23 protein-coding genes are annotated in these 21,465 nt (G+C 60.4%); 18 read left to right on the forward strand and 5 right to left on the reverse strand.

Annotated elements, in window-relative coordinates:
• The first annotated feature begins 2 nt into the window (after nt 1–2).
• The 12 genes from tsaB (at nt 3) to trmB (ending at nt 11,205) form a co-directional block, all read left to right on the forward strand.
• Entirely contained in the window at nt 3–659 is a 657-nt protein-coding gene (gene tsaB, locus RTCIAT899_RS02380; protein ID WP_015338627.1) for a tRNA (adenosine(37)-N6)-threonylcarbamoyltransferase complex dimerization subunit type 1 TsaB, read from the forward strand.
• Nucleotides 660–661: 2 nt separating this feature from the next.
• Nucleotides 662–1,156: a GNAT family N-acetyltransferase gene (locus RTCIAT899_RS02385; RefSeq protein ID WP_015338628.1), complete on the forward strand. Its 495-nt coding sequence runs from the start codon at nt 662–664 to the stop codon at nt 1,154–1,156.
• 121 nt (nt 1,157–1,277) lie between these two features.
• The gene (locus RTCIAT899_RS02390) at nt 1,278–1,706 is read left to right on the forward strand and encodes a Fur family transcriptional regulator (protein ID WP_015338629.1); all 429 of its coding nucleotides are present in this window, start codon (nt 1,278–1,280) and stop codon (nt 1,704–1,706) included.
• A gap of 30 nt (nt 1,707–1,736) precedes the next feature.
• A complete protein-coding gene (gene olsA / locus RTCIAT899_RS02395) occupies nt 1,737–2,534 on the forward strand; it encodes a lyso-ornithine lipid O-acyltransferase (protein ID WP_041677188.1) in 798 nt (265 codons plus the stop codon).
• A 60-nt stretch (nt 2,535–2,594) separates the two neighbouring features.
• Nucleotides 2,595–4,007, forward strand: a complete 1,413-nt coding sequence (gene miaB, locus RTCIAT899_RS02400) for a tRNA (N6-isopentenyl adenosine(37)-C2)-methylthiotransferase MiaB (protein WP_015338631.1) — start codon at nt 2,595–2,597, stop codon at nt 4,005–4,007.
• A 30-nt stretch (nt 4,008–4,037) separates the two neighbouring features.
• Nucleotides 4,038–5,090, forward strand: a complete 1,053-nt coding sequence (locus RTCIAT899_RS02405) for a PhoH family protein (RefSeq protein ID WP_015338632.1) — start codon at nt 4,038–4,040, stop codon at nt 5,088–5,090.
• 18 nt (nt 5,091–5,108) lie between these two features.
• Nucleotides 5,109–5,615: an rRNA maturation RNase YbeY gene (gene ybeY, locus RTCIAT899_RS02410; RefSeq protein ID WP_015338633.1), complete on the forward strand. Its 507-nt coding sequence runs from the start codon at nt 5,109–5,111 to the stop codon at nt 5,613–5,615.
• A gap of 25 nt (nt 5,616–5,640) precedes the next feature.
• On the forward strand, nt 5,641–6,810 hold the full coding sequence (locus RTCIAT899_RS02415; protein ID WP_041677189.1) for a hemolysin family protein: 1,170 nt from the start codon (nt 5,641–5,643) through the stop codon (nt 6,808–6,810).
• A gap of 78 nt (nt 6,811–6,888) precedes the next feature.
• On the forward strand, nt 6,889–8,490 hold the full coding sequence (gene lnt / locus RTCIAT899_RS02420) for an apolipoprotein N-acyltransferase (protein WP_015338635.1): 1,602 nt from the start codon (nt 6,889–6,891) through the stop codon (nt 8,488–8,490).
• 151 nt (nt 8,491–8,641) lie between these two features.
• Nucleotides 8,642–9,061, forward strand: coding sequence for a helix-turn-helix domain-containing protein (locus tag RTCIAT899_RS02425; RefSeq protein WP_041677790.1), 420 nt, complete (start codon nt 8,642–8,644; stop codon nt 9,059–9,061).
• Nucleotides 9,062–9,253: 192 nt separating this feature from the next.
• The gene (metK, locus tag RTCIAT899_RS02430; protein WP_015338637.1) at nt 9,254–10,507 is read left to right on the forward strand and encodes a methionine adenosyltransferase; all 1,254 of its coding nucleotides are present in this window, start codon (nt 9,254–9,256) and stop codon (nt 10,505–10,507) included.
• Nucleotides 10,504–11,205, forward strand: coding sequence for a tRNA (guanine(46)-N(7))-methyltransferase TrmB (gene trmB / locus RTCIAT899_RS02435; RefSeq protein WP_015338638.1), 702 nt, complete (start codon nt 10,504–10,506; stop codon nt 11,203–11,205). The genes metK and trmB overlap by 4 nt, the downstream gene beginning before the upstream one ends.
• Before the next feature lie 160 nt (nt 11,206–11,365).
• On the opposite strand, the gene RTCIAT899_RS02440 is transcribed toward trmB, so the two are convergent.
• Both RTCIAT899_RS02440 and RTCIAT899_RS02445 read right to left on the reverse strand, forming a co-directional pair.
• A complete protein-coding gene (locus RTCIAT899_RS02440; protein ID WP_015338639.1) occupies nt 11,366–11,623 on the reverse strand; it encodes a BQ00720 family protein in 258 nt (85 codons plus the stop codon).
• Between the two features lie 158 nt (nt 11,624–11,781).
• Nucleotides 11,782–12,213: an Hsp20 family protein gene (locus tag RTCIAT899_RS02445; protein ID WP_041677190.1), complete on the reverse strand. Its 432-nt coding sequence runs from the start codon at nt 12,211–12,213 to the stop codon at nt 11,782–11,784.
• Nucleotides 12,214–12,444: 231 nt separating this feature from the next.
• Between RTCIAT899_RS02445 and RTCIAT899_RS02450 the strand changes: the two genes are divergently transcribed.
• A complete protein-coding gene (locus RTCIAT899_RS02450) occupies nt 12,445–13,389 on the forward strand; it encodes a nucleoside hydrolase (protein WP_015338641.1) in 945 nt (314 codons plus the stop codon).
• A 69-nt stretch (nt 13,390–13,458) separates the two neighbouring features.
• Here the strand turns inward: RTCIAT899_RS02450 and RTCIAT899_RS02455 are convergent, their stop codons facing one another.
• The 3 genes from RTCIAT899_RS02455 to RTCIAT899_RS02465 all read right to left on the reverse strand — a co-directional run bounded on the left by RTCIAT899_RS02455 (nt 13,459) and on the right by RTCIAT899_RS02465 (nt 18,178).
• A complete protein-coding gene (locus RTCIAT899_RS02455) occupies nt 13,459–15,804 on the reverse strand; it encodes a methyl-accepting chemotaxis protein (RefSeq protein ID WP_041677791.1) in 2,346 nt (781 codons plus the stop codon).
• A 194-nt stretch (nt 15,805–15,998) separates the two neighbouring features.
• Entirely contained in the window at nt 15,999–16,898 is a 900-nt protein-coding gene (locus RTCIAT899_RS02460) for a ribokinase (protein ID WP_015338643.1), read from the reverse strand.
• A gap of 101 nt (nt 16,899–16,999) precedes the next feature.
• A complete protein-coding gene (locus RTCIAT899_RS02465; RefSeq protein WP_041677792.1) occupies nt 17,000–18,178 on the reverse strand; it encodes a DNA recombination protein RmuC in 1,179 nt (392 codons plus the stop codon).
• Nucleotides 18,179–18,364: 186 nt separating this feature from the next.
• Here RTCIAT899_RS02465 and def point away from each other — a divergent pair, with 186 nt between their 5' ends.
• The 5 genes from def (at nt 18,365) to truA (ending at nt 21,462) form a co-directional block, all read left to right on the forward strand.
• Nucleotides 18,365–18,880, forward strand: coding sequence for a peptide deformylase (gene def, locus RTCIAT899_RS02470; RefSeq protein ID WP_015338645.1), 516 nt, complete (start codon nt 18,365–18,367; stop codon nt 18,878–18,880).
• A gap of 64 nt (nt 18,881–18,944) precedes the next feature.
• On the forward strand, nt 18,945–19,205 hold the full coding sequence (locus RTCIAT899_RS02475; protein WP_015338646.1) for a FitA-like ribbon-helix-helix domain-containing protein: 261 nt from the start codon (nt 18,945–18,947) through the stop codon (nt 19,203–19,205).
• A gap of 15 nt (nt 19,206–19,220) precedes the next feature.
• Nucleotides 19,221–19,640 carry a type II toxin-antitoxin system VapC family toxin gene (locus RTCIAT899_RS02480; RefSeq protein ID WP_015338647.1) on the forward strand — a complete coding sequence of 140 codons (420 nt, stop codon included), beginning with the start codon at nt 19,221–19,223 and terminating at the stop codon, nt 19,638–19,640.
• A 71-nt stretch (nt 19,641–19,711) separates the two neighbouring features.
• Entirely contained in the window at nt 19,712–20,659 is a 948-nt protein-coding gene (gene fmt, locus RTCIAT899_RS02485) for a methionyl-tRNA formyltransferase (RefSeq protein ID WP_041677793.1), read from the forward strand.
• A complete protein-coding gene (gene truA, locus RTCIAT899_RS02490) occupies nt 20,659–21,462 on the forward strand; it encodes a tRNA pseudouridine(38-40) synthase TruA (RefSeq protein WP_015338649.1) in 804 nt (267 codons plus the stop codon). Before fmt ends, truA begins: the two co-directional genes overlap by 1 nt.
• Nucleotides 21,463–21,465 lie beyond the last annotated feature (3 nt).

The following is a 21,465-nucleotide window of genomic DNA, read 5'->3' on the forward strand; positions in this document are numbered from 1 at the left end:
ACATGATCGTACTGGCGCTCGACACGGCAGGTGTGGATTGCGCTGCCGCTGTGTATGATAGCGGCAGTGATTCTGTGATGGGGGAGGTCACGGAAACGATCGGACGGGGGCATGCCGAGCATCTGATGCACGTTGTCGACGGAGCGCTGGCGAAAGCCGGCGTAGCGCTTTCGGCGATCGAGCGTGTCGTCGTGACCGTCGGCCCCGGTTCCTTCACTGGTATCCGCATCGGCGTTGCAGCCGCACGCGGATTTGCACTTTCCCTCAATGTTCCAGCAGTTGGCGTCACGACCCTCGAGGTCATGGCAGCGACCGCGCGAGCACAGAATCCGGGCAAGTCGGTTCTGGCTGCCATCGATGCCAAGCGCGAGGAGATCTATCTCCAGAGCTTCGGTGCCGATGGCAACCCGCTGGACGAGGCTCGGGCCGTGACGATCGACGAAGCGCGGGCAATCGCCGGCGCATTCGATGGGGTTATCACCGGAACGGCCGTCGCCCGGTTGAGCGACGCGCCGCCTGCGGAGCGGCCAGACGCATTTCCGATTGCCATCGTCGCCCGGCTGGGCGCCGGCAAGCCTGCCGGCGAAAAGCCGAAGCCGCTTTATCTTCGCGGACCCGATGCCAGACCGCAGGCCGGATACGCAGTTGCCAGGCAATAGACATGCTCGAATCCTATCTGACCTTGAAAGCCGAATACGAAATCGTCCCGATGGAACTGAAGGATTGCGCCGAAGTGGCACTCCTGCATGGTGAACGTTTCCCGCGGGTATGGGACGAGACTGAATTTCAGGGTCTCCTTTCGCAGGAGACCACCTTCGGCTTCGTTGCCCGCCAGACCAACGCCATCCTCAGAAAGGCGCTTCCCGGCTTCGTGCTGGCTCGCCATGTGGCGGGCGAGGGCGAAATCCTGACGATTGCCGTCAATGCCAAACTCGGACGCTCCGGCCTTGGCTGGCGCCTCATGCAGGCGGCTTTGCGTGAAACCCGCAATCGCGGCGGCGAAACCATGTTCCTGGAGGTCGACGGCAGCAATCAGCCGGCCCTCGGCCTTTACCGCAAGCTCGGTTTCGAAACCGTCGGTGAGCGCAAGGCTTACTATGTCGGCGAAAACGGCCAGAGGTCGACGGCGCTTGTCATGCGCCGCGTTCTTCGCTAGAGCATTTTGCAGCCAGGTGGCATCACCTGGCGCCGCACAAATGCGACAAAACAAATGGATAGAGCGACAATTCGGCGCTCTAGCCCTTGTCACAGTCCGAACAGACCGAAGACAGCAATCGATGGATGATGCCGTAAAATCCCTGGAGGAGCTTTGCGCCGAGCGCGGCATGCGCATGACGGACCAGCGCCGGGTCATTGCCCGCATCATCGAGAGTTCCGAGGATCACCCCGATGTCGAGGAGCTCTATCGACGCTCGGTGGAGGTGGATGCGAAAATCTCGATTTCCACGGTCTATCGCACGGTAAAGCTGTTCGAGGATGCCGGCCTTCTTGCCCGCCACGATTTTCGCGATGGCCGCTCCCGCTACGAGACCGTGCCGGAGGAACATCACGATCATCTGATCGATCTGAAAAGCGGCGCGGTGATCGAATTCCATTCGCCGGAGATCGAGGCTTTGCAGGAACGCATTGCCCGTGAACATGGCTTCAAACTCGTCGATCACCGGCTGGAGCTTTACGGCATCCCGCTGAAGAAGGACGAAGGTTGACGTGAAGGCTTTCATGCAAGAGCGAGCGATTTGATGACCTGGCTGCGCATCGGCTGTGCTGCTGTGGTCATTGGCGTCGTCAGCGCGGTGATGCTGCCGCTGCAGATCCTCTGCCTGCGCTTTGACTGGAAGCTCCGGCGCTATCTGCCGCGCTATTGGCATCGCATCGTCTGCTATTGGCTTGGCGTGCGCATCCACGTGATCGGCAAGATGGAGACGAGCCGGCCTCTGATGCTGGCGTCCAACCACTCGTCCTGGCTCGATATTCTCGTACTTTCGGCTGTCGCCGATGTCTCTTTCATCGCCAAGTCGGAAGTGCGGGACTGGCCGATCTTCGGGCTTTTCGCGCAATGGCAGAAGAGCGTCTTCGTCGAGCGCGAACAGAAGCGCAAGACTGGCGAGCAGGTGAATGAGATCGCCGATCGTATGGCGGACGGCGAAATCATGGTGCTCTTTCCCGAGGGGACGACCTCGGACGGCAATCGGCTGCTCGAAGTCAAATCCTCGCTGTTCGGTGCTGCCGCTGCCGCCCTGCCGAAGGCGCCGGATGCCGTCGTGCATGTCCAGCCGGTTGCGGTCGCCTATACCCGCGTCCATGGAACGCCGATGGGCCGCTATTATCGCCCGCTGACGGCATGGCCTGGTGATATCGAGCTTGTGCCGCACCTGAAGGGCATCATCCAGTGCGGCGCCATCGATGTCGACGTTTGTTTCGGCGAGGCGGTGGACTATCGCGCCGGCACCAATCGCAAGGAAGTCAGCGCCACTATCGCCAGGCGCATCCGCAATATGCTTGCCAGCCGCCTGCTCGGGCGCGAGATCGCCTGATTCCAGGTGATTCCAACTTTTTCATTTTCTCCGAAAGCAAAAGCCACTACATAGCGGCCCATGACCAAGGATAGCCTGACCCTCGACGCCCCGGCGACCGACGCTTTGCAGCTCGGTTCCCGCGACGGCTCCAACAGCCGCAAGGTCTTTATCAAGACCTATGGCTGCCAGATGAACGTCTATGATTCCACGCGGATGAGCGATGCGCTCGCGCGCGACGGCTATGAGCCGACCGAGGACATGGAAGAGGCCGATCTCGTCCTTTTGAACACCTGCCATATCCGCGAGAAGGCGGCCGAAAAGGTCTATTCCGCGCTTGGCCGCCTGCGTGAGATGAAGAAGCGCAAGGCCGCTGACGGCCGCGAAATGATGATCGGCGTCACCGGCTGCGTCGCGCAAGCTGAGGGCGAGGAAATCCTGCGCCGCGCGCCTGCCGTCGATGTCGTCATCGGCCCGCAGACCTATCATCGCCTGCCGGACGCGCTGCGTCGCGCCAAGGAAGGCCAGCGCGTCGTCGACACCGAATATGCGATCGAGGACAAGTTCGAACATCTGCCGATCGCCGAAGAGGCCAAGATCCGTGCCCGCGGCGTCACTGCCTTCCTGACGGTGCAGGAAGGCTGCGACAAGTTCTGCACCTTCTGTGTCGTGCCCTATACGCGCGGCTCCGAAGTCTCCCGTCCGGTCTCCCAGATCGTCGAGGAGGCCGAGAAGCTGGTGGATGGCGGCGTTCGCGAGATCACGCTGCTCGGCCAGAACGTCAATGCATGGCACGGCATCGGCCCGAAAGGCGAAGCCTGGAGCCTCGGCGATCTCCTCTATCGCCTGGCGGAGATTCCTGGTCTCGCGCGCCTGCGCTATACGACCAGCCACCCGCGAGACATGGACGACCGCCTCATCGGTGCCCATCGCGATCTGCGGACGCTGATGCCCTATCTGCATCTTCCGGTTCAGGCTGGCTCGGATCGTATCCTGAAGGCGATGAACCGGCGGCATACGGCGGCCGAATATCTGACGCTCATCGAGAAGATCCGTCTTGCGCGCCCCGATATCGCTCTTTCGGGCGATTTCATCGTCGGCTTCCCGGGGGAGACAGACCAGGATTTTGAGGATACACTGAAGCTCATCGAGGGGGTGAATTATGCACAGGCCTTCTCGTTCAAATATTCGACGCGGCCGGGCACGCCCGGTGCGGAGCTGAAGGATCAGGTGCCCGAAGAGGTCAAGACCGAGCGGCTGGAGCGATTGCAGGCATTGCTGCTGCGGCAGCAGCATGCGTTTGCGGAGGCTTGCGTCGGCAAAACAGTGGATATCCTTCTGGAAAAGCCGGGCCGGATGCCGGGCCAGTTGATTGGACGCTCCCCTTGGCTGCAATCTGTGAATGTTGATGCAAAAGCATCGCAAATCGGTGACATTATTAACGTACGAATCACCGGAACCAGCACCAACAGCCTTTTCGCTGAGTTGCTCTAGGTTCCGGACGGATCAAAGGAGCCGCACCGCTTGAACGGACAGGAATTGGTTTCTTCTTCATCGCGCCAGCCCCGCATCGCGAGCGACGCCAATCACTTCACCCTGACGTTCGAAAACAATCGGTTCGCCAGCGAGCTTTTTGGGCAGTTCGACCAGAATCTGAAGCTTCTGGAGGAGCGCCTCGGCATAGACGCTCGCGCTCGCGGCAATTCCGTCGTCATAACAGGCGATGTGCTGGCCACCAACCAGGCGCGCCGCACGCTCGATTACCTCTATGACAAGCTGCAAAAAGGCGGCAATGTAGAGCGTTCCGATGTGGAAGGGGCAATCCGCATGGCGGTTGCCGCCGACGACCAATTGACGCTGCCGACCATGGAGAGAAAAGCAAAGTTGACGATGGCGCAGATTTCGACGCGCAAGAAGACGATCATTGCGCGGACGCCGACGCAGGATGCCTATATGCGGGCACTGGAGCGCTCCGAGCTCGTCCTCGGCGTCGGCCCGGCCGGCACGGGCAAGACCTATCTCGCCGTCGCGCATGCTGCCCAGCTCCTGGAGCGCGGTGCGGTGGAAAAGATCATCCTGTCGCGCCCGGCCGTCGAAGCCGGCGAGCGCCTCGGCTTCCTGCCCGGCGACATGAAGGAAAAGGTCGATCCCTATCTGCGCCCGCTCTATGACGCGCTCTACGACATGATGCCCGGCGACAAGGTCGAACGTGCCATCACGGCAGGCGTCATCGAGATCGCGCCGCTCGCCTTCATGCGTGGCCGCACGCTTGCCAATGCCGCCGTCATCCTCGACGAGGCGCAGAACACGACATCCATGCAGATGAAAATGTTCCTGACGCGTCTCGGCGAAAATTCGCGGATGATCGTGACGGGGGACCCGAGCCAGATCGACTTGCCGCGCGGCGTCAAGTCCGGCCTGGTGGAGGCGCTAGAGCTGCTGAACGGCGTCGAGGGCATCACCATCGTCCGCTTCAAGGATACGGACGTCGTCCGTCATCCGTTGGTGGCGCGCATCGTCCGGGCCTATGATTCCACCTATGCCGCAAAGGCCGAGGAAAGCGATCCGCAGATTTGATCTGCGGCACGAAAGCTCATGGCCGAACTCGACATACAGATCAGCGTGGAGGAGGGCGATTGGCCCTCCGAAGAAGTATTGCAGTTGCTTGCCGAGCGCGTGCTGGGCGAAGCTGCAGATTATCTTAGGAAATACGAGAAGCAGCCATTTCCAAAAATGGCGCCCGAATTGTCGCTAGTTTTCACCGACGATGCCTCGATCCGCGAGATCAATGCGGAATGGCGCTCTCAGGATAAGGCGACGAACGTTCTTTCCTTTCCGGCTTTTCCGCTTGAACCCGGCGGCAAGCCCGGCCCGATGCTGGGCGATATCATCATCGCCAGGGAGACGGTGGAGCGTGAAGCGGTGGAACTCGAAAAGAGTTTTGACGACCATCTCACGCATTTGATGGTGCATGGTTTCTTGCATCTCTTCGGCTACGACCATATGAATAATAGCGAAGCCGAAAGAATGGAGGGGCTGGAGACTCGCATTTTGGCTAGTCTTGGCCTATCTGATCCCTATGCGGGACAAGACCCCATTTGATCTGAACCCTGTCTGACCAGGAACAATGAGCGACTTTACGACAAGATCGGCCCCCGAGGCCAAAGACGGAGCCGATGCAGCCTCCTCCGACGAGGTAGGCAGTAGTAGCAACGGCAAGCGATCCCACTCTTCCTTCTGGGCACGTGCCGCGCGCATTCTGCGCCCGGCACAGGATTCCGCCCGGTTGCGCGAGGACCTTGCCGACGCGCTGATGACCAACGCGGCCGGCGACGATGCCTTCTCCGCGGACGAGCGGGCGATGCTGCACAATATCCTGCGCTTCCGCGAGGTTCGCGTCGAGGATGTCATGGTGCCGCGCGCCGACATCGAGGCCGTGGACCAGAATATCACCATCGGCGAGCTGATGATCCTCTTCGAGGAAAGCGGCCGCTCGCGCATGCCCGTCTATGCCGATACGCTGGATGATCCGCGTGGCATGGTGCATATCCGCGACCTGCTGTCCTATGTTGCCAAGCAGGCTCGCAACAAGCGCCGCAGTGGCGGTGCTAAGACGGCGGCGGCCGCAACGGCTGCACCTGCGGCCGAAAAGCCGGCGCGGTCCGTCAAGCCAAATTTCGATCTTTCGCGCGTCGATCTGCAGAAGACGCTGGCGGAAGCCGGCATCATCCGCAAGATCCTCTTCGTGCCGCCCTCGATGCTCGCCTCCGACCTGCTACGCCGCATGCAGGTCAACCGCACGCAGATGGCCCTCGTCATCGACGAATATGGCGGCACGGATGGTCTGGCCTCGCATGAGGATATCGTCGAAATGGTCGTTGGCGATATCGACGACGAGCATGATGATGAAGAAGTCATGTTCAAGCGCGTCTCCGAGGACGTCTTCGTTGCCGACGCCCGTGTCGAGCTCGAGGAGATCGCCGCTGCGATCGGTCCTGATTTCGACATCGCCGAGCAGGTGGACGAGGTGGATACGCTTGGTGGCCTGATCTTCTCCGCCCTTGGCCGCATTCCGGTGCGCGGTGAGGTGGTGCAGGCGCTTCCAGGCTTCGAATTCCATATTCTCGATGCAGATCCACGCCGCATCAAGCGGGTGCGCATCACACGCAAGCGTCATGCCGTCCGGCGTCGTCCGGCCAAGCTCGAGGGCGAAGCGGGAACGTCTGAACGCGGCTTGCTGGCACACGAAGCGATCGCCGAGGAAATGCCAACCGAACGCAATGCCGCCAGCCAATAAATGGCGCTTCAGCGGGACAAATCGCTGCTTTTTTGAAAGACTGCGCCCAATTGATTCGCGATTGGACGGAGCTGGCGCATGGAATGGCTTTCGGGCAAGGTGATCCTCGTCTGGGGTTTCAAACGTGCGTTGCTTGCAATCCTTGCTGGAGCCATCGGGGTGCTGGCGCTGCCGCCCTTCGGCTTCTTCGCGGCGATGTTCATTTCTTTCACGCTGCTCGTTTGGCTGCTGGATGGCGTTGCTGCCGGCCCGGATAGCGGTCTGCTCGGGCGTCTGTGGCCGGCTTTCTTCACCGGTTGGCAGTTCGGCTTCGGTTATTTTGTCGCCGGCCTCTGGTGGCTCGGCCACGCGCTGCTGATCGATGCCGACGAGTTCGCCTGGGCCCTGCCGCTCGCGATCCTCGGTCTTCCCGCCTTCCTGGCCGTCTTCTACGGTGTCGCGACCATGCTTGCCCGTGTCCTGTGGTCCGATGGCATGGGACGCATCGCCGCGCTTGCCTTCAGCTTCGGCATTCTCGAATGGCTGCGCAGTTTCCTTTTCACCGGTTTTCCCTGGAATGCCATCGGCTATGGCGCCATGCCCATTCCGCTGATGATGCAGTCGGCGCATGTGATCGGGGTGCTCGGGGTCACCGTGCTTGCCGTCTTCGTCTTCGCGGCACCGGCGTTGCTCGGCACGCGCCAGGGCCGGGCGCCGGGGCTCGGGCTTGCCGTTCTCATCGTTTCAGCCCATTTCGGCTATGGCTATTATGCGCTGAGCCAGCCGGAGGCGCCGTTGGCAGGTGTAAAGACGGCGCCTGTCGTGCGTATCGTCCAGCCTTCCATCGACCAGGAAGCCAAAATGGATACCGCCGCCGATCGCGCCGCCATCTTCGACAGGCACCTGGCACTTTCCGTGCAGCCACCGGCAAACGGCGGCAAACGGCCTGACATCATCGTCTGGCCGGAAACGGCGGTGCCCTTCATCCTGACCGACAATCGCGATGCGCTCGCCCGCATCGCCGATCAGCTCGATGACGACCAGATCCTGATTACCGGCGCCGTCCGCATCGAAGATATGGGACCCGGCGTCGATCCGCGCTATTACAATTCGATCTACGTCATCGATGGCCGCGGACAGATCATCGGTGCCTCCGACAAAACCCATCTCGTCCCTTTCGGCGAATATGTGCCCTTCGAACATATCCTCGGCTATCTAGGCATCGAAAATGTCATCGAACTGCCGGGAGGGTTTTCAGCGGCCGCCAAACGGCAATTGCTGAGCATGCCGGATGGCCTGAAATTCTATCCGCTGATCTGTTACGAGATCATTTTTCCGAACGAGATGACCCCGGAGATCAGGCAGGCCAACGCCATCCTCAACGTTACGAACGACGGCTGGTTCGGCGACACACCCGGCCCATACCAGCATTTCCTGCAGGCAAGAGTGAGGGCGGTGGAGCAGGGATTACCGCTGATTCGGAGCGCCAATACTGGTATTTCAGCATTTGTTGACGCACACGGACGTCTGCTTTCTGGTATCGATTATAACCAGCAAGGCTTTATTGATGCTACTCTGGGTGGCGCAACCGTTTCGCGCATCGACGATAAGGCCAGAAAAACATACTTTTGGTTGATCATCGCTGCAGCCGGTATGATCGCTGCGATTTCGCGCATGGGTTTTATTTTTAGGGTGAATTGACCAAAAAACCCTAAAATTGCATAGTGCTAGGCATCCGCCTTTTGAACGTAGACTGGAGGCCTTGGGGGCATCGGCTGCAACGTAGCGTTATAGGGGTGGAGAAGGGTACCGGGTGGCAGGTCCTGAATTCAACCTATGTTAGGGTAAAATGATGATAGAGAATAAAAAGAAGCCGAACCCCATCGACATTCATGTCGGTAGCCGCATACGCCTCCGCCGCACGATGCTTGGCATGAGCCAGGAGAAGCTCGGCGAAAGCCTCGGAATTACGTTTCAGCAGATTCAGAAATACGAAAAAGGCACCAATCGCGTTGGCGCCAGCCGCCTCCAGAACATCTCCAGCATTCTCAATGTCCCGGTCTCCTTCTTCTTCGAGGACGCGCCGGGTGAGCACGCGGCCGGTGCGGGCGGCATGGCCGAAGCATCCAGCTCCAACTACGTCGTCGACTTTCTGTCCTCTTCCGAAGGATTGCAGCTTAACCGCGCCTTCGTGAAGATTTCCGATGGCAAGGTCCGACGCAAGGTTGTCGAGTTGGTCAAGGCACTCGCGGCCGAGGCTGACGCTGAGTAAGCAGCGCTTCGAAAGCACGCGAAGATCGAGAAAGTCGGAAGGCGGCCGTTTTGGCCGCCTTTTCGCTATTTAAGGCAAAATTTTATCACTTTGGCGGGGATATAAAGATATATTTATGTCCTTGTGCGACTTGTTTTTCGCGCCGGAGACGAATATCAAAAGCAGAGATTTGTTCTTTGAGGGGAATCCCGTATGCGCGCGAATTATCTGTTTACGAGTGAGTCTGTTGCCGAAGGTCACCCGGATAAAGTTTGTGACCGCATTTCCGATGAAATCGTCGATCTGGTTTACCGCGAGGCCACAAAGACCGGCGTGAACCCTTGGAGCGTGCGCATTGCATGCGAGACCCTTGCCACCACCAACCGCGTCGTCATCGCCGGTGAGGTTCGCCTCCCGCCGAGCCTGATGAAGAAGGACAAGGACGGCAACGACGTCATCAATCCTTCGAAGTTCAAGGCCGCCGCCCGCCGCGCCATCAAGGACATTGGCTACGAGCAGGATGGCTTCCACTGGAAGAAGGCCCGCATCGACGTGCTGCTGCATTCGCAGTCCGCCGACATCGCCCAGGGCGTCGACAACGCCGCCGACCAGCAGGGTGACGAAGGTGCCGGCGACCAGGGCATCATGTTCGGCTACGCCTGCAAGGAAACGCCCGACCTCATGCCGGCGCCGATCTACTATTCCCATAAGATCCTGCAGCTGCTTGCAACCGCCCGCAAGAAGGGCGATGGCGAAGTCGCCAAGCTCGGGCCGGACGCCAAGAGCCAGGTGACGGTTCGCTATGTCGACGGCAAGCCCTCCGAAGTGGCCTCGATCGTGCTGTCGACCCAGCATCTCGACGACAGCTGGGACTCGAAGAAGGTACGCGCCGTCGTTGAGCCCTATATCCGCGAAGCGCTCGGCGACCTGAAGATTGCCTCCGATTGCAAGTGGTACATCAACCCCACCGGCAAGTTCGTCATCGGCGGTCCGGACGGTGATGCCGGCCTCACCGGCCGCAAGATCATCGTCGATACCTACGGCGGCGCTGCCCCGCATGGCGGCGGTGCTTTCTCCGGCAAGGACACGACCAAGGTCGACCGTTCCGCTGCCTATGCTGCGCGCTACCTTGCAAAGAACGTCGTTGCCGCCGGTCTTTCCGATCGCTGCACGATCCAGCTCTCCTACGCGATCGGCGTTGCCCAGCCGCTGTCGATCTATGTCGACCTGCACGGCACGGGCAAGGACGTCACCGAGGATCAGGTCGAAGCGGCCATCCGCAAGAACATGGACCTTTCGCCGACCGGCATTCGCCGTCACCTCGACCTCAACAAGCCGATCTACGCCAAGACCTCGGCTTACGGTCACTTTGGCCGCAAGGCCGGTCGCGACGGCTCCTTCTCCTGGGAGCGTACGGACCTGGTGAAGGCTCTCAAGGAAGCCGTAAAGCTCCGGGAAGCCGCATGATCGATACCGAGCGCCGGTCGCGGGCGACGGAAGCATTCTTCGGCCGCCGCAAGGGTAAAGCCTTGCGCGGCCAGCAGGCCGAAAAGCTGGAAGCATTGCTGCCGCAGTTCATCCTCGATCTTTCCGCCCCGGCGCCGCAGCCGCTGAACGATCTCTTCCCGGTGCCGACCGAGCGTCTGCGCCTGGAGATCGGTTTCGGCGGTGGAGAGCATCTCATCCACCGGGCGCTGGAGCAACCGAAGACCGGCTTTATCGGCGTAGAACCTTTCGTCAATTCGATGCAGAAGCTGCTTGCGAGCGTCGACGACGCTGGCGCGCATAATATCCGTGTCTACAATGACGACGCGACGCAGGTGCTGGATTGGTTGCCTGATGCCTGCCTGGACCAGATCGACCTGCTCTATCCCGATCCCTGGCCGAAGAAGAAGCATTGGAAGCGCCGCTTCGTTTCGCAGGTGAACCTTTCCCGCTTCCATCGTGTCCTGAAGCCCGGGGCGCTCTTCTGCTTCGCCTCCGACATTGACACCTACGTCAATTGGACGCTGCAGCATTGCCAGACGCATGGTGGCTTCGAGTGGACTGCGCGCAATGCCGCCGACTGGCTGACGCCCTATGAGGGCTGGCCGAGCACGCGCTACGAGGCCAAGGCCAGGCGCGAAGGGCGCTCGTCGGCCTATCTGACCTTCAAGAGGGTCTGATCGCTCCAATTACGGGCGAGAATCTCAAATTGAAATATTCGCATCATCCCGTGAGGACCGCCGCTTTGGGCGGTCTGGATCATGCGCATGCGCAATTATGCGCCGGCTGCTCGATAGAGTCCTTGCGGACGGTGATTTCACCGTCGGGCGACGCTCATGGTCAGTGCAGGCTGACCGTCTTCAATTCGTCTTCTGCAGCACGATAGAAGGTGCTGGATCGATTATCGGTCAGCAGAATCGGGGTGCCGTCAGCGCCGAAAAGCGCCCAAAGATCGACATCCGGATCGATATCCGGCGCTTCCGGGAAGCAGCGGGATACTTCGGACCAATCCATTTTTCTGATATAAGCGACCTCGCCGGTGCCGATATTGGCAAGTTCGGATGGGGTCAGGCGGGCGGTAGCTTCTTTCAACAACATGCTCGTACCTCCAGTATGAGGGACCAACGGCTCCAGAGCATGATGCCGAAAAGTGTGGATGGCTTTCGGGTGACGTCGTGCTCTAGTTCTTTGATTCTAGAGCCGATTCGGACTTCAGGTTGATTCGGCCTGAAATCATTCGGCTCTAGGCCGTTGTTCTACTGTGAGACCGAAATGTTAATTTTCTTTACCACGCGGTCCGGTTCCGGCCGAATGAGATCGACGGAGAGCAGACCGTTCTTCAGCGTGGCGCCGAGCACCTGCATACCGTCGGCAAGGACGAAAACACGCTGGAACTGCCGGGCCGCGATGCCCCGGTAGAGATAGTCTCGCTCGCCCTGTTCCGTCTGGCGTCCGCGGATCAGCAGCTGGTTCTCTTCCGTGGTGACGTCAAGCTCGTCTTCGGAAAAACCGGCGACCGCCAGCGTGATGCGCAGACGCTCCGGCTCGCCCGACAGGCGATCCGCACGCATTCGTTCGATATTGTAGGGGGGGTAACCGTCGCTGACCTTGGAAATTCGCTCAAGCGTCTTTTCCATAGTATCAAAGCCCAGAAGCAGCGGGCTGGCAAAGGGAGTCGTCCGGCTCATCGTCTCAAAGTCCTTGGGTATCAAGCGACCGTTCCGGACCTGATCTTCAGCACCCGGTTGTCCCTAATATGGGAGCACGCGCCTGCGAGTGCAAGCCACGAGGTCTTCGCATTTGCGAGATCGAAATCCATGGTGAAAAATGGTTTTGTGACATGGCGAGCGAGCGCTTGACAAAGCCGGACCGGACCCGCGACAAAGCCTGTCGATCTGTACCGGAGGAAAGCTGAAGACATGACCGAACCCAGAAAAATCATCATCGATACCGACCCTGGTCAGGACGATGCCGCGGCGATCTTCCTCGCCTTTGGCAGCCGTCAGGAGATCGACGTGCTTGGCATCACCACCGTCGCCGGCAACGTGCCGCTGCGGTTGACGAGCCGGAATGCCCGCATCGTCTGCGAGCTCTGCAATCGTCGCGACGTCAAGGTGTTTGCCGGCGCTGACGCGCCACTCAAGCGCAAGCTGGTCACGGCCGAACATGTGCATGGCAAGACCGGCCTTGACGGTCCGGAACTTTCCGAGCCGACGATGGAACTGCAGCCGGGCCACGCCGTCGATTTCATCATCGATACGCTGCGTAAGGAACCGGAAGGCGCCGTGACCCTCTGCACGCTCGGCCCACTGACCAATATCGCAATGGCGTTCCAGAAGGCACCTGACATCGTTAGTCGCGTGCGCGAGCTCGTGATGATGGGCGGCGGCTTTTTCGAGGGCGGCAACATCACGCCGGCCGCCGAGTTCAACATCTACGTCGATCCGGAGGCGGCAGACGTTGTGTTCCGTTCGGGCGTGCCCATCGTCATGATGCCGCTCGACGTCACCCACAAGCTGCTGACGCGCAAGGATCGCGTCGAGCGCATTGCTGCCGTCGGCACGCCGCCAGCCAAGGCCATGGTCGAAATGCTGCAGTTTTTCGAGCGTTTCGATATCGAGAAGTATGGCTCGGACGGCGGTCCGCTGCATGACCCGACTGTCATCGCCTACCTTCTGAAGCCCGAGCTCTTCAAGGGCCGCGAATGCAACGTGGAAATCGAAGTGACGTCGGAACTGACCGTCGGCATGACCGTCGTCGACTGGTGGCACGTCACCCACCGCAAGCGCAACGCCAAGGTCATGCGCGATGTCGATGCCGACGGCTTCTTCGCGCTGTTGACGGAGCGCTTCGCCCGCATCTGATTAACTTATCAAAAAGGCCGCCGGAGCGATCCGGCGGCCTTTTGTACCTTTTACCTATCCAAGGTCGGCTCAAAACTCTTCCCAGTCGTCCTGGGCGAGTGCGTTGGCGCCCTGCGTCTGTGGAATTGCCTTGCGTGCCGGTGATGCAGCGGTAGGAGCTGCCCGTCGCGGCGCGACCGGAGTCCGCATCTGTTGAGCGGTCGCCCGCAAAGCGCTGGCATTGTCCTGGATGGCGCGTGCGGTGCGGAAGCGCGCAACGAGTGTCCGAAGCGACTGGGCTTCTTCGGCAAGGGCAACGCTCGAGGCTGTGGTTTCCTCGACCATCGCGGCATTCTGCTGGGTTACCTGATCCATCTGGTTCATGGCAGAATTGATTTCCTTCAGGCCGATAGCCTGCTCGCTCGCGGAAGCGGAGATCTGACGTATCAAGCCGTTGATCTCCATAACTTGCTGGGCGATCTTGTGCAGGGCATCGCCCGTGCGGCCGACCAGATCGACGCCTTCCTTGACCTGCCCGGCCGAGGTATTGATCAAAGTCTTGATCTCCTTGGCGGCATTGGCCGAGCGCTGAGCCAGCTCGCGCACTTCCTGCGCGACAACGGCAAAGCCCTTGCCGGCGTCACCCGCGCGGGCTGCTTCGACGCCGGCGTTGAGCGCCAGGAGATTGGTCTGGAAAGCAATCTCGTCGATGACGCCGATGATGCGCGACACCTCCTGCGACGATTGTTCGATGCCGTGCATGGAGGAAATGGCCTTCTGCACGATCTCGCCGGAATGCTCGGCATCCTGAGACGCCGCGTTTACGCTGCTTGCCGCCGTGCGTGCGTTTTCGGCGCTGGAATTGACCTGCGCGGTCAGCTCGTTGAGGGCTGCCGCCGTCTCTTCGAGGCTGGCCGCCTGCTGTTCGGTGCGGCGGGCGAGATCCGAGGCACTGTTGCTGATTTCGCCGGTGCCGCTGCCGATATTGCCGACGCTGACATTGACGGTATGAACCGTCTCCTCAAGGCTCGCCAGCGCAGCATTGAAGTCCTGCTTGAGCTGAGCATATTCGCCGGGGAAGTCGTCCGTGATCCGCTGGGTGAGGTTGCCCTTGGAGAGCTCGGCGAGGCTGTTGCCGAGAATGCTGACGATATGGCGCTGGAGGGTGACGCTCTCGTTGCGTTCGCTCTCCGAGCGGCGGCGTTCACCTTCGGCAGCCAGGCGCTGGTCGTTGGCTTCACCTTCGAGGCGCTTGGTGTCGGCAAGCGCAAAGCGGAACCCTTCCAGTGCCTTGGCGACTGAGCCAACTTCGTCTGCACCTGCCTGGCCGGCGACCGGTTCGGCATAATTGCCGGTGCTGAGGCGATTGACGCTTGCGACGAGACCGGCGAGCGGCTTCTGCACGAAACCGCGCACAGCGACGTAGAGGGCGAGCATGACGGCGGCAAGCACGAGGATGCCGGCAACGATCATCATATAGGTCTGATCGCGTACCGGCGCTGCGATTGCGCTATGCGGCACGTCGATGAGAACGACCCAGGTGGCATTGAGGCCGGGAACGGCGAAAGGGTAGACGACGCGGTCGAATGCTTCGCCGCCATTTTCAGAAAGGTTCTTGAGGACGCTTGAAGAAGAGGTGGTCAGTGCCGCCTTGATGACGTCAGCGCCGGAACCGTTATAGTCCTTCATCAGCAGGTCGACGCTCGGTGCCACCAGCCACTTGTTGTCCTGGGAAACCAGCAGCACGCGGCCGGTGCCGAAAGGCTGCATCTTCTGCAGCTTCGTCGAAAGCGAGCCGAGAGAAATGTCGACGCCTGCGACACCGATCAGTTTGCCGCCCGACATGACGGGATAGGCGATCGAGCTCATGGTCGTCGGCACGTCCGTGCCCTGTGCGAGATAGGGCGGCGTGATCGCACCCCTGCCGCTGTCGGCTGCAAGCTTCCACCAGGCGGCAGTGTAGTCATTGTCGAATGTCGAGAACTGGATGCCGCCATCCTTGGTCTTCGACCAATAGGGTGTGAAGGCGCCCTTGTCGTTGACGGCCTGATCCTTGTTGTTGGCAAGTTCGGTCGTCTTGCCATCCAGCGCGCCGAGCTGCTCACAGAACCAGCTGCCGAAGGCAAAGGCATTCTGCTCGACATTAGCCTTGAGGATATTGATCATGCCTTTGCGGTCGAAGGTATGACCCTCGTGGCCGCGGCCGATGATGGCGGCCATGGAGCGGGCGGCACTCGCCAGTTCGCCGACGTTTGCGGCGATCTCGTTGGAAATGGACTTGGCCTCGGTATTCGCCTGATCCATCGTCAGCGTTTCGACGCGATCGCGGGTCTGGGAAATCAGCAGAAAATTGGAAACCAGCAGAACGAGTGCGATCGCCAGCCCGGTGACCAAGATGAGCTTGGCCGCAAGCGACTTCATGCGAAAGATGAACATCATTTCCTCGAAAAAGCGATGCGTCGGATACACATTATCCGAATGCAAGGTCGGCGCAGGATGGCCCTGTCATGGAGCCGCCGTTAAGATTCCTGCCGCAACCGGAAGGCTATGCGCGCCAGGCCAGAGGAGAATGATATGGAAGCGCAAAAATTTAATTAATTGCGCTTCCCGATGCGTGGGGAATTTTAGCTTTAAAGCTTTTCGGCGACTTCGCTGGCAACCGGAATGGACGGCTGTGCTCCAGGCTTCAGGCAGGCGAGCGAACCGGCGACGGCAGCCCGACGCAGGCTGGCGTAGAAATCCAGGCCTTGATCGAGGCTGGCGGCAAAATAACCGCAGAAGGTATCGCCGGCGCCGACGGTGTCGACCGGCTCGATCACGAGACCCTTGGCGCGCGCGAGCTCGCCGTCGCGAATGGCGATGACACCATCGCCCCCAAGCGTGACGATCAGCGTCTGGCCGGTTTCACCATGCAGGCGAACCAGGGCTGCCTCGCGCTCGGATGCCGACATGTTGTCCTGGCCGGCCAGTCTCTCGAATTCGGTTTCGTTGGCGATGACAATATCGGCAAGTCGGCCGAGGCGGGCTGCCTCCGGGATCAGAGGGGCGAGATTGAGCACAGTGCGCACGCCCTTCGCCTTCGCGGCGTTCAGCGCCATCTCGACGGCCGCAACCGGAATTTCGAGCTGAAGCATCAGCGTATCGCCGGCATTCAGAGCAGCGACGGCGGCCTCTGCGTGTTCGGCGGTGTTCGTGCCATTGGCGCCCGGCACAACGGCGATCATGTTCTCGCCGTCACCCCCCACGAGGATGAGAGCCGTGCCCGTCGCTTCGGACACACGCCGGACGGTGGAAAGATCGGTCCCTGCCGTATCGAGCAAGGCAAGCGCGGGCTCCGCGAAGGCATCATTGCCGACCGCCCCGCTGAGGCGGACCGTTGCGCCAGCGCGGCGCGCGGCCAGCGCCTGGTTGGCGCCCTTGCCGCCGGCGGCCGTGGAGAAGCCGTTGCCGGCAACCGTTTCGCCCGGCTTCGGCAAACGATCCGTGGTGGCGATGAGGTCCATATTGATGGAGCCGAAAATAGTGATCATGCAATGTCCTGCCCTGGGTGTTGCGCCTGCATGATCCTACCCGAAGGCTGCCTTTGTCTTTTCGGATCATGCATCGAGTGGGCGCGACACTGCCGAAGCGATCAGTCTTCGTCAACTACCCTGAGCTTGAGTTGGCTTGTGCGGTTGTCGACAGGCTTGGGCCGTTCTTCCGTGCGCGCCTTGGCAGGCTCTTTCGCCGCCTCGAATTCCAGCGCTTCTATCCGCTCGCCGCGTCGCGCCAGCTTGTCGGCCGAGGTGACGATCATGTCGACATCCTTCTGCGCCATGGCGAAATGCCCCTGCAGCTTGCGCACCCGCTCGTCGAGGCGTGACAGGTCGTCCATCAGATGAGCCACTTCGCTCTGGATCACATGGGCCTGCTCGCGCATGCGTTGATCCTTCAGGACAGCTTGGATGACCTGGATCGACAACATCAGCAGCGAGGGTGAGACTATGACGATGCGCGCGCGCTGGGCCTTCTGCACGATCGCCTCGAAATTCTCGTGGATCTCGGCAAAGATCGACTCGGACGGCACGAAGAGAAAGGCCGTATCCTGCGTCTCACCGGGGATCAGATATTTCTCTGAAATGTCGCGAATATGCAGCTCCAAATCCCGGCGGAACTGCTGTGCGGCGATCTTGCCATGTTCGGGACTGGCAGCGCTACGGATGGCGTTCCACGCCTCCAACGGAAACTTCGCATCGATGACAAGCGGTGGCGAGCCGTTCGGCATGCGCACGGTACAGTCCGGTCGCGAGCCGTTGGAAAGCGTCGTTTGAAAGGCGTAAGCGCCCATCGGCAGCCCGTCGGCGATGATGGTCTCCATGCGCGCCTGGCCGAAGGCGCCGCGTGTCTGCTTGTTGGAAAGAATGGCCTGCAGGCCGACGACATCCTTGGCCAGCGTCTGGATATTGGTCTGGGCGGCATCGATGACGGCGAGCCGTTCCTGCAGGCGGCGCAGATTCTCATGCGTCGAGCGCGTCTGCTCGCCGATTGTTGCCGTCACCCGTTGCGACATGCCGTCGAGGCGCTGTCCGATGGCCTGATTGAGCTCGGCCTGTCTGGAGCCGAAGACTTCGGCCATGGTGGCGAGCCGTCCCTGCATCTCCGCCTGCGATCGCAGCAGAGCTGCCATCGTGTGCTCGGTGTCGAGCGCATCGTCTTCCGCTTGCGCCCGGCCACGAACGAAGAGGACGATCACTGCAATCGCAAGCATTATGACAAGGCCGGTCAGAACATGGACCGTGGAAATGGCTTGGCCGAAGATGATGAAAGACATGAAACCTGGCGCGCTGATGAAGTTCTTCACGCAAGCATAGCAAAATTGTTGTGAATATCCAGATCAAACCGTGAACAAAATTTCGACGCCATGCGCCGCCGTTCGGATTGCTGCCGTTGAAAAAACACTGCCTCACCGCCATCTTGGCGATTCCATCGCACAACAAGATGCGTTATGGGAAACGTCATGACGATCAAGCCACTCATCATTTTGCCCGATCCGCTGCTCCGCCAGGCTTCCAAGCCCATCGAGCAGATCGATACCGAAATTCAGCGCCTCGCCGACGACATGCTGGAAACGATGTATGACGCGCCGGGCATTGGCCTTGCTGCGATCCAGATCGGCGTTCCCCGCCGCATGCTCGTCATCGACGTCGCGCGCGAGGGTGAAGAGAAAGCGCCACTGGTCTTTATCAATCCGGAGATCGTCGCGTCTTCGGATGAACGTTCGGTCTATGAGGAAGGCTGCCTCTCCATTCCGGATTATTATGCAGAGGTGGAGCGCCCGGCGCGCGTCACCGTCAAGCATCTGGACCGCAACGGCAAGGAGCAGCTCACAGAGGCCGAAGGCCTGCTTGCGACCTGCGTGCAGCACGAGATCGACCATCTGAACGGCGTGCTCTTCATCGACTATATCTCGCGCCTGAAGCGGGAGATGGTGATCAAGAAGTTCACGAAGGCCGCGAAGTCCAAGGCTCTCTGATCCCAGACATTGAAAGATCGGCTTGAAGCCCCTATGATATCATTGATATCAAACGGAGGCGCGAATGAGTGATCTGTTGCTGCGCGGCATCGACGACAGCTTGAAGAAGCAGCTGCAGGCCAATGCCAGCAGGCATGGCCGCAGCCTCTCGGATGAGGCGATCGAACTACTGCGTCAATCGCTTGGACGCCAGCAGGGTGGGAGCAACTCGGCGGGGGAGGGATTAAGAGCAATTCTTGGTGCAGAAAAGCTCAGCGAAGAGGAAATTGAGGCAATCAATGCTTTTCGGAATGCGCCGGATCGCGATCCGCCCCATTTCGAATAGTGCTCTGGCCTGCGCATGATCGTTCTGGACACCAACGTTGTATCGGAGCTGCAAGGGCGGCTGCATAGCAAACGCATATTGTCCTGGCTGGATGGCTTCGCCGTCGAGGCTGTTTTTCTGACCACCATCACCATCGGCGAGATTAGGTTTGGACTGGAACTCCTGGCTGACGGGAAGCGCAAGGCGGCACTGGTCGCGGAACTGGATGCGATAGAGGCAGAGTTTTCGGGCCGCGTTCTGGGATTTTCGAGCAACGCAGCCCATCAATACGGAATAATCTCCGCTCATCGCCACAAGATTGGGCGAAGGATGGAAACGAAGGATGCCATGATCGCCGCCATCTGCCTTGCGAGCGGTGCGACATTGGCGACGCGCAATACAAAAGACTTCGAGGGGCTTGATCTCAAGCTCGTAAACCCGTTTGAAGGCGGCTAGCATTGGACCCGATGGCGTGTACCGCCGCCGCTGGGTCATTCTAAATCTGATATCTTAGCCGGATGGATCGCATGTCGCTCAACATCATCTTTATGGGAACGCCCGAATTCTCCGTGCCGACATTGCGGTCCCTGATCGATGCCGGTCACAAGATTCGTGCCGTTTATACGCAGCCGCCGCGTCCCGGCGGGCGGCGAGGGCTCGACCTGCAGAAATCGCCGGTGCATCAGGCGGCCGAATTGCTGGGCCTGCCGGTTTTCACGCCCGTCAATTTCAAGGATCCGGACGAGCGCCAGCGTTTTCGCGATCTGGATGCCGACGTCGCTGTCGTCGTAGCTTACGGCCTCTTATTGCCGGAAGCGATTCTGTCAGGCACGCGTCTCGGCTGCTACAACGGCCATGCCTCACTGCTGCCGCGCTGGCGCGGGGCGGCTCCCATCCAGCGAGCGATCATGGCCGGCGACAAAAAAACCGGCATGATGGTGATGAAGATGGACAAGGGGCTGGATACCGGCCCGGTCGCTTTGAGACGCGAAGTCGAAATCGGCGACACCATGACAGCGGGTGAGTTGCATGACAGGCTGATGCTGGTCGGTGCAAAAGCCATGGCCGAGGCGATGAACAAGCTGGAGCACGATGAGCTGCCGTTGACCGCGCAGCCGTCCGAAGGCGTTCTCTATGCCGCCAAAATCGATAAGGGTGAAACCCGTATCGATTTCGGCAAGCCCGCAGTCGATGTCCATAATCATATCCGTGGCCTGTCGCCCTTTCCCGGCGCCTGGTTCGAAGCCGAAATCGCCGGCAGACTAGAGCGTATCAAGGTGCTAGGCTCTGAATTGGCCGAGGGCAACGGAGCCTCGGGTCACGTTCTGACGGATGATCTTGTCATTGCCTGCGCTTCCGGCGCGGTCAGACTGACCAAACTGCAGAAGGCCGGTGGCAAACCGCTGGCGGCCGCCGATTTCCTGCGCGGCACGCCGATCGCGCCGGGCACCGTGCTCGCCTCGGAGCAAGCCTGATGGCGCGTTACAAGATGACCGTCGAATATGACGGCATTCCCTATGTCGGCTGGCAGCGCCAGGAAAACGGCCCCTCCGTGCAGGGCGCGATAGAAGGCGCCATCCTGTCCTTGACCGGCGAGACCGTTTCGATCCGCGGCGCGGGACGCACCGATTCCGGCGTGCATGCCATGGGACAGGTCATGCATGCAGATCTCTCGAAGGAATGGAAGGTCTATACGCTGCGCAATGCGCTCAATGCCCATCTGAGGCTTGCTGGGAACCGTATTGCCATTCTCGATATCGTCGAAGTCGACCAAAGCTTCGACGCGCGCTTTTCGGCCATCCGCCGCCACTATCTCTATCGCATCATCGCCCGCCGCGCGCCGCTTGCATTAGAAGCCGGACGTGCCTGGTGGGTGCCAAAGGATATGGATCACGAGGTCATGCATGCCGCGGCCCAGACCCTGGTGGGGCGGCATGATTTCACCACCTTTCGCTCGGCGCATTGCCAGGCAAACAGCCCGGTGCGCACGCTCGACCGGCTGGATGTGACGCGTAGCGGCGAGCTCATCGAGATCCGTGCCACGGCGCAAAGCTTCCTGCACAATCAGATCCGTTCTTTCGCCGGCACGCTGAAGCTTGCCGGCGAGGGTAAATGGACGTCAGACGATGTACGCGCGGCGCTCGAGGCAAAGGATCGCAAGGCCTGCGGCCCCGTCGCCCCGCCGGATGGGCTCTATTTCATGCAGGTGGATTATCGTGACGGTGCCGGTTTGCCCCTCGCGGGGGAAAATGCCGACGACGGCGAGGATCTGTCGTAATCC

This window comes from Rhizobium tropici CIAT 899 (assembly GCF_000330885.1).
Classification (GTDB): Bacteria; Pseudomonadota; Alphaproteobacteria; order Rhizobiales; family Rhizobiaceae; genus Rhizobium; species Rhizobium tropici.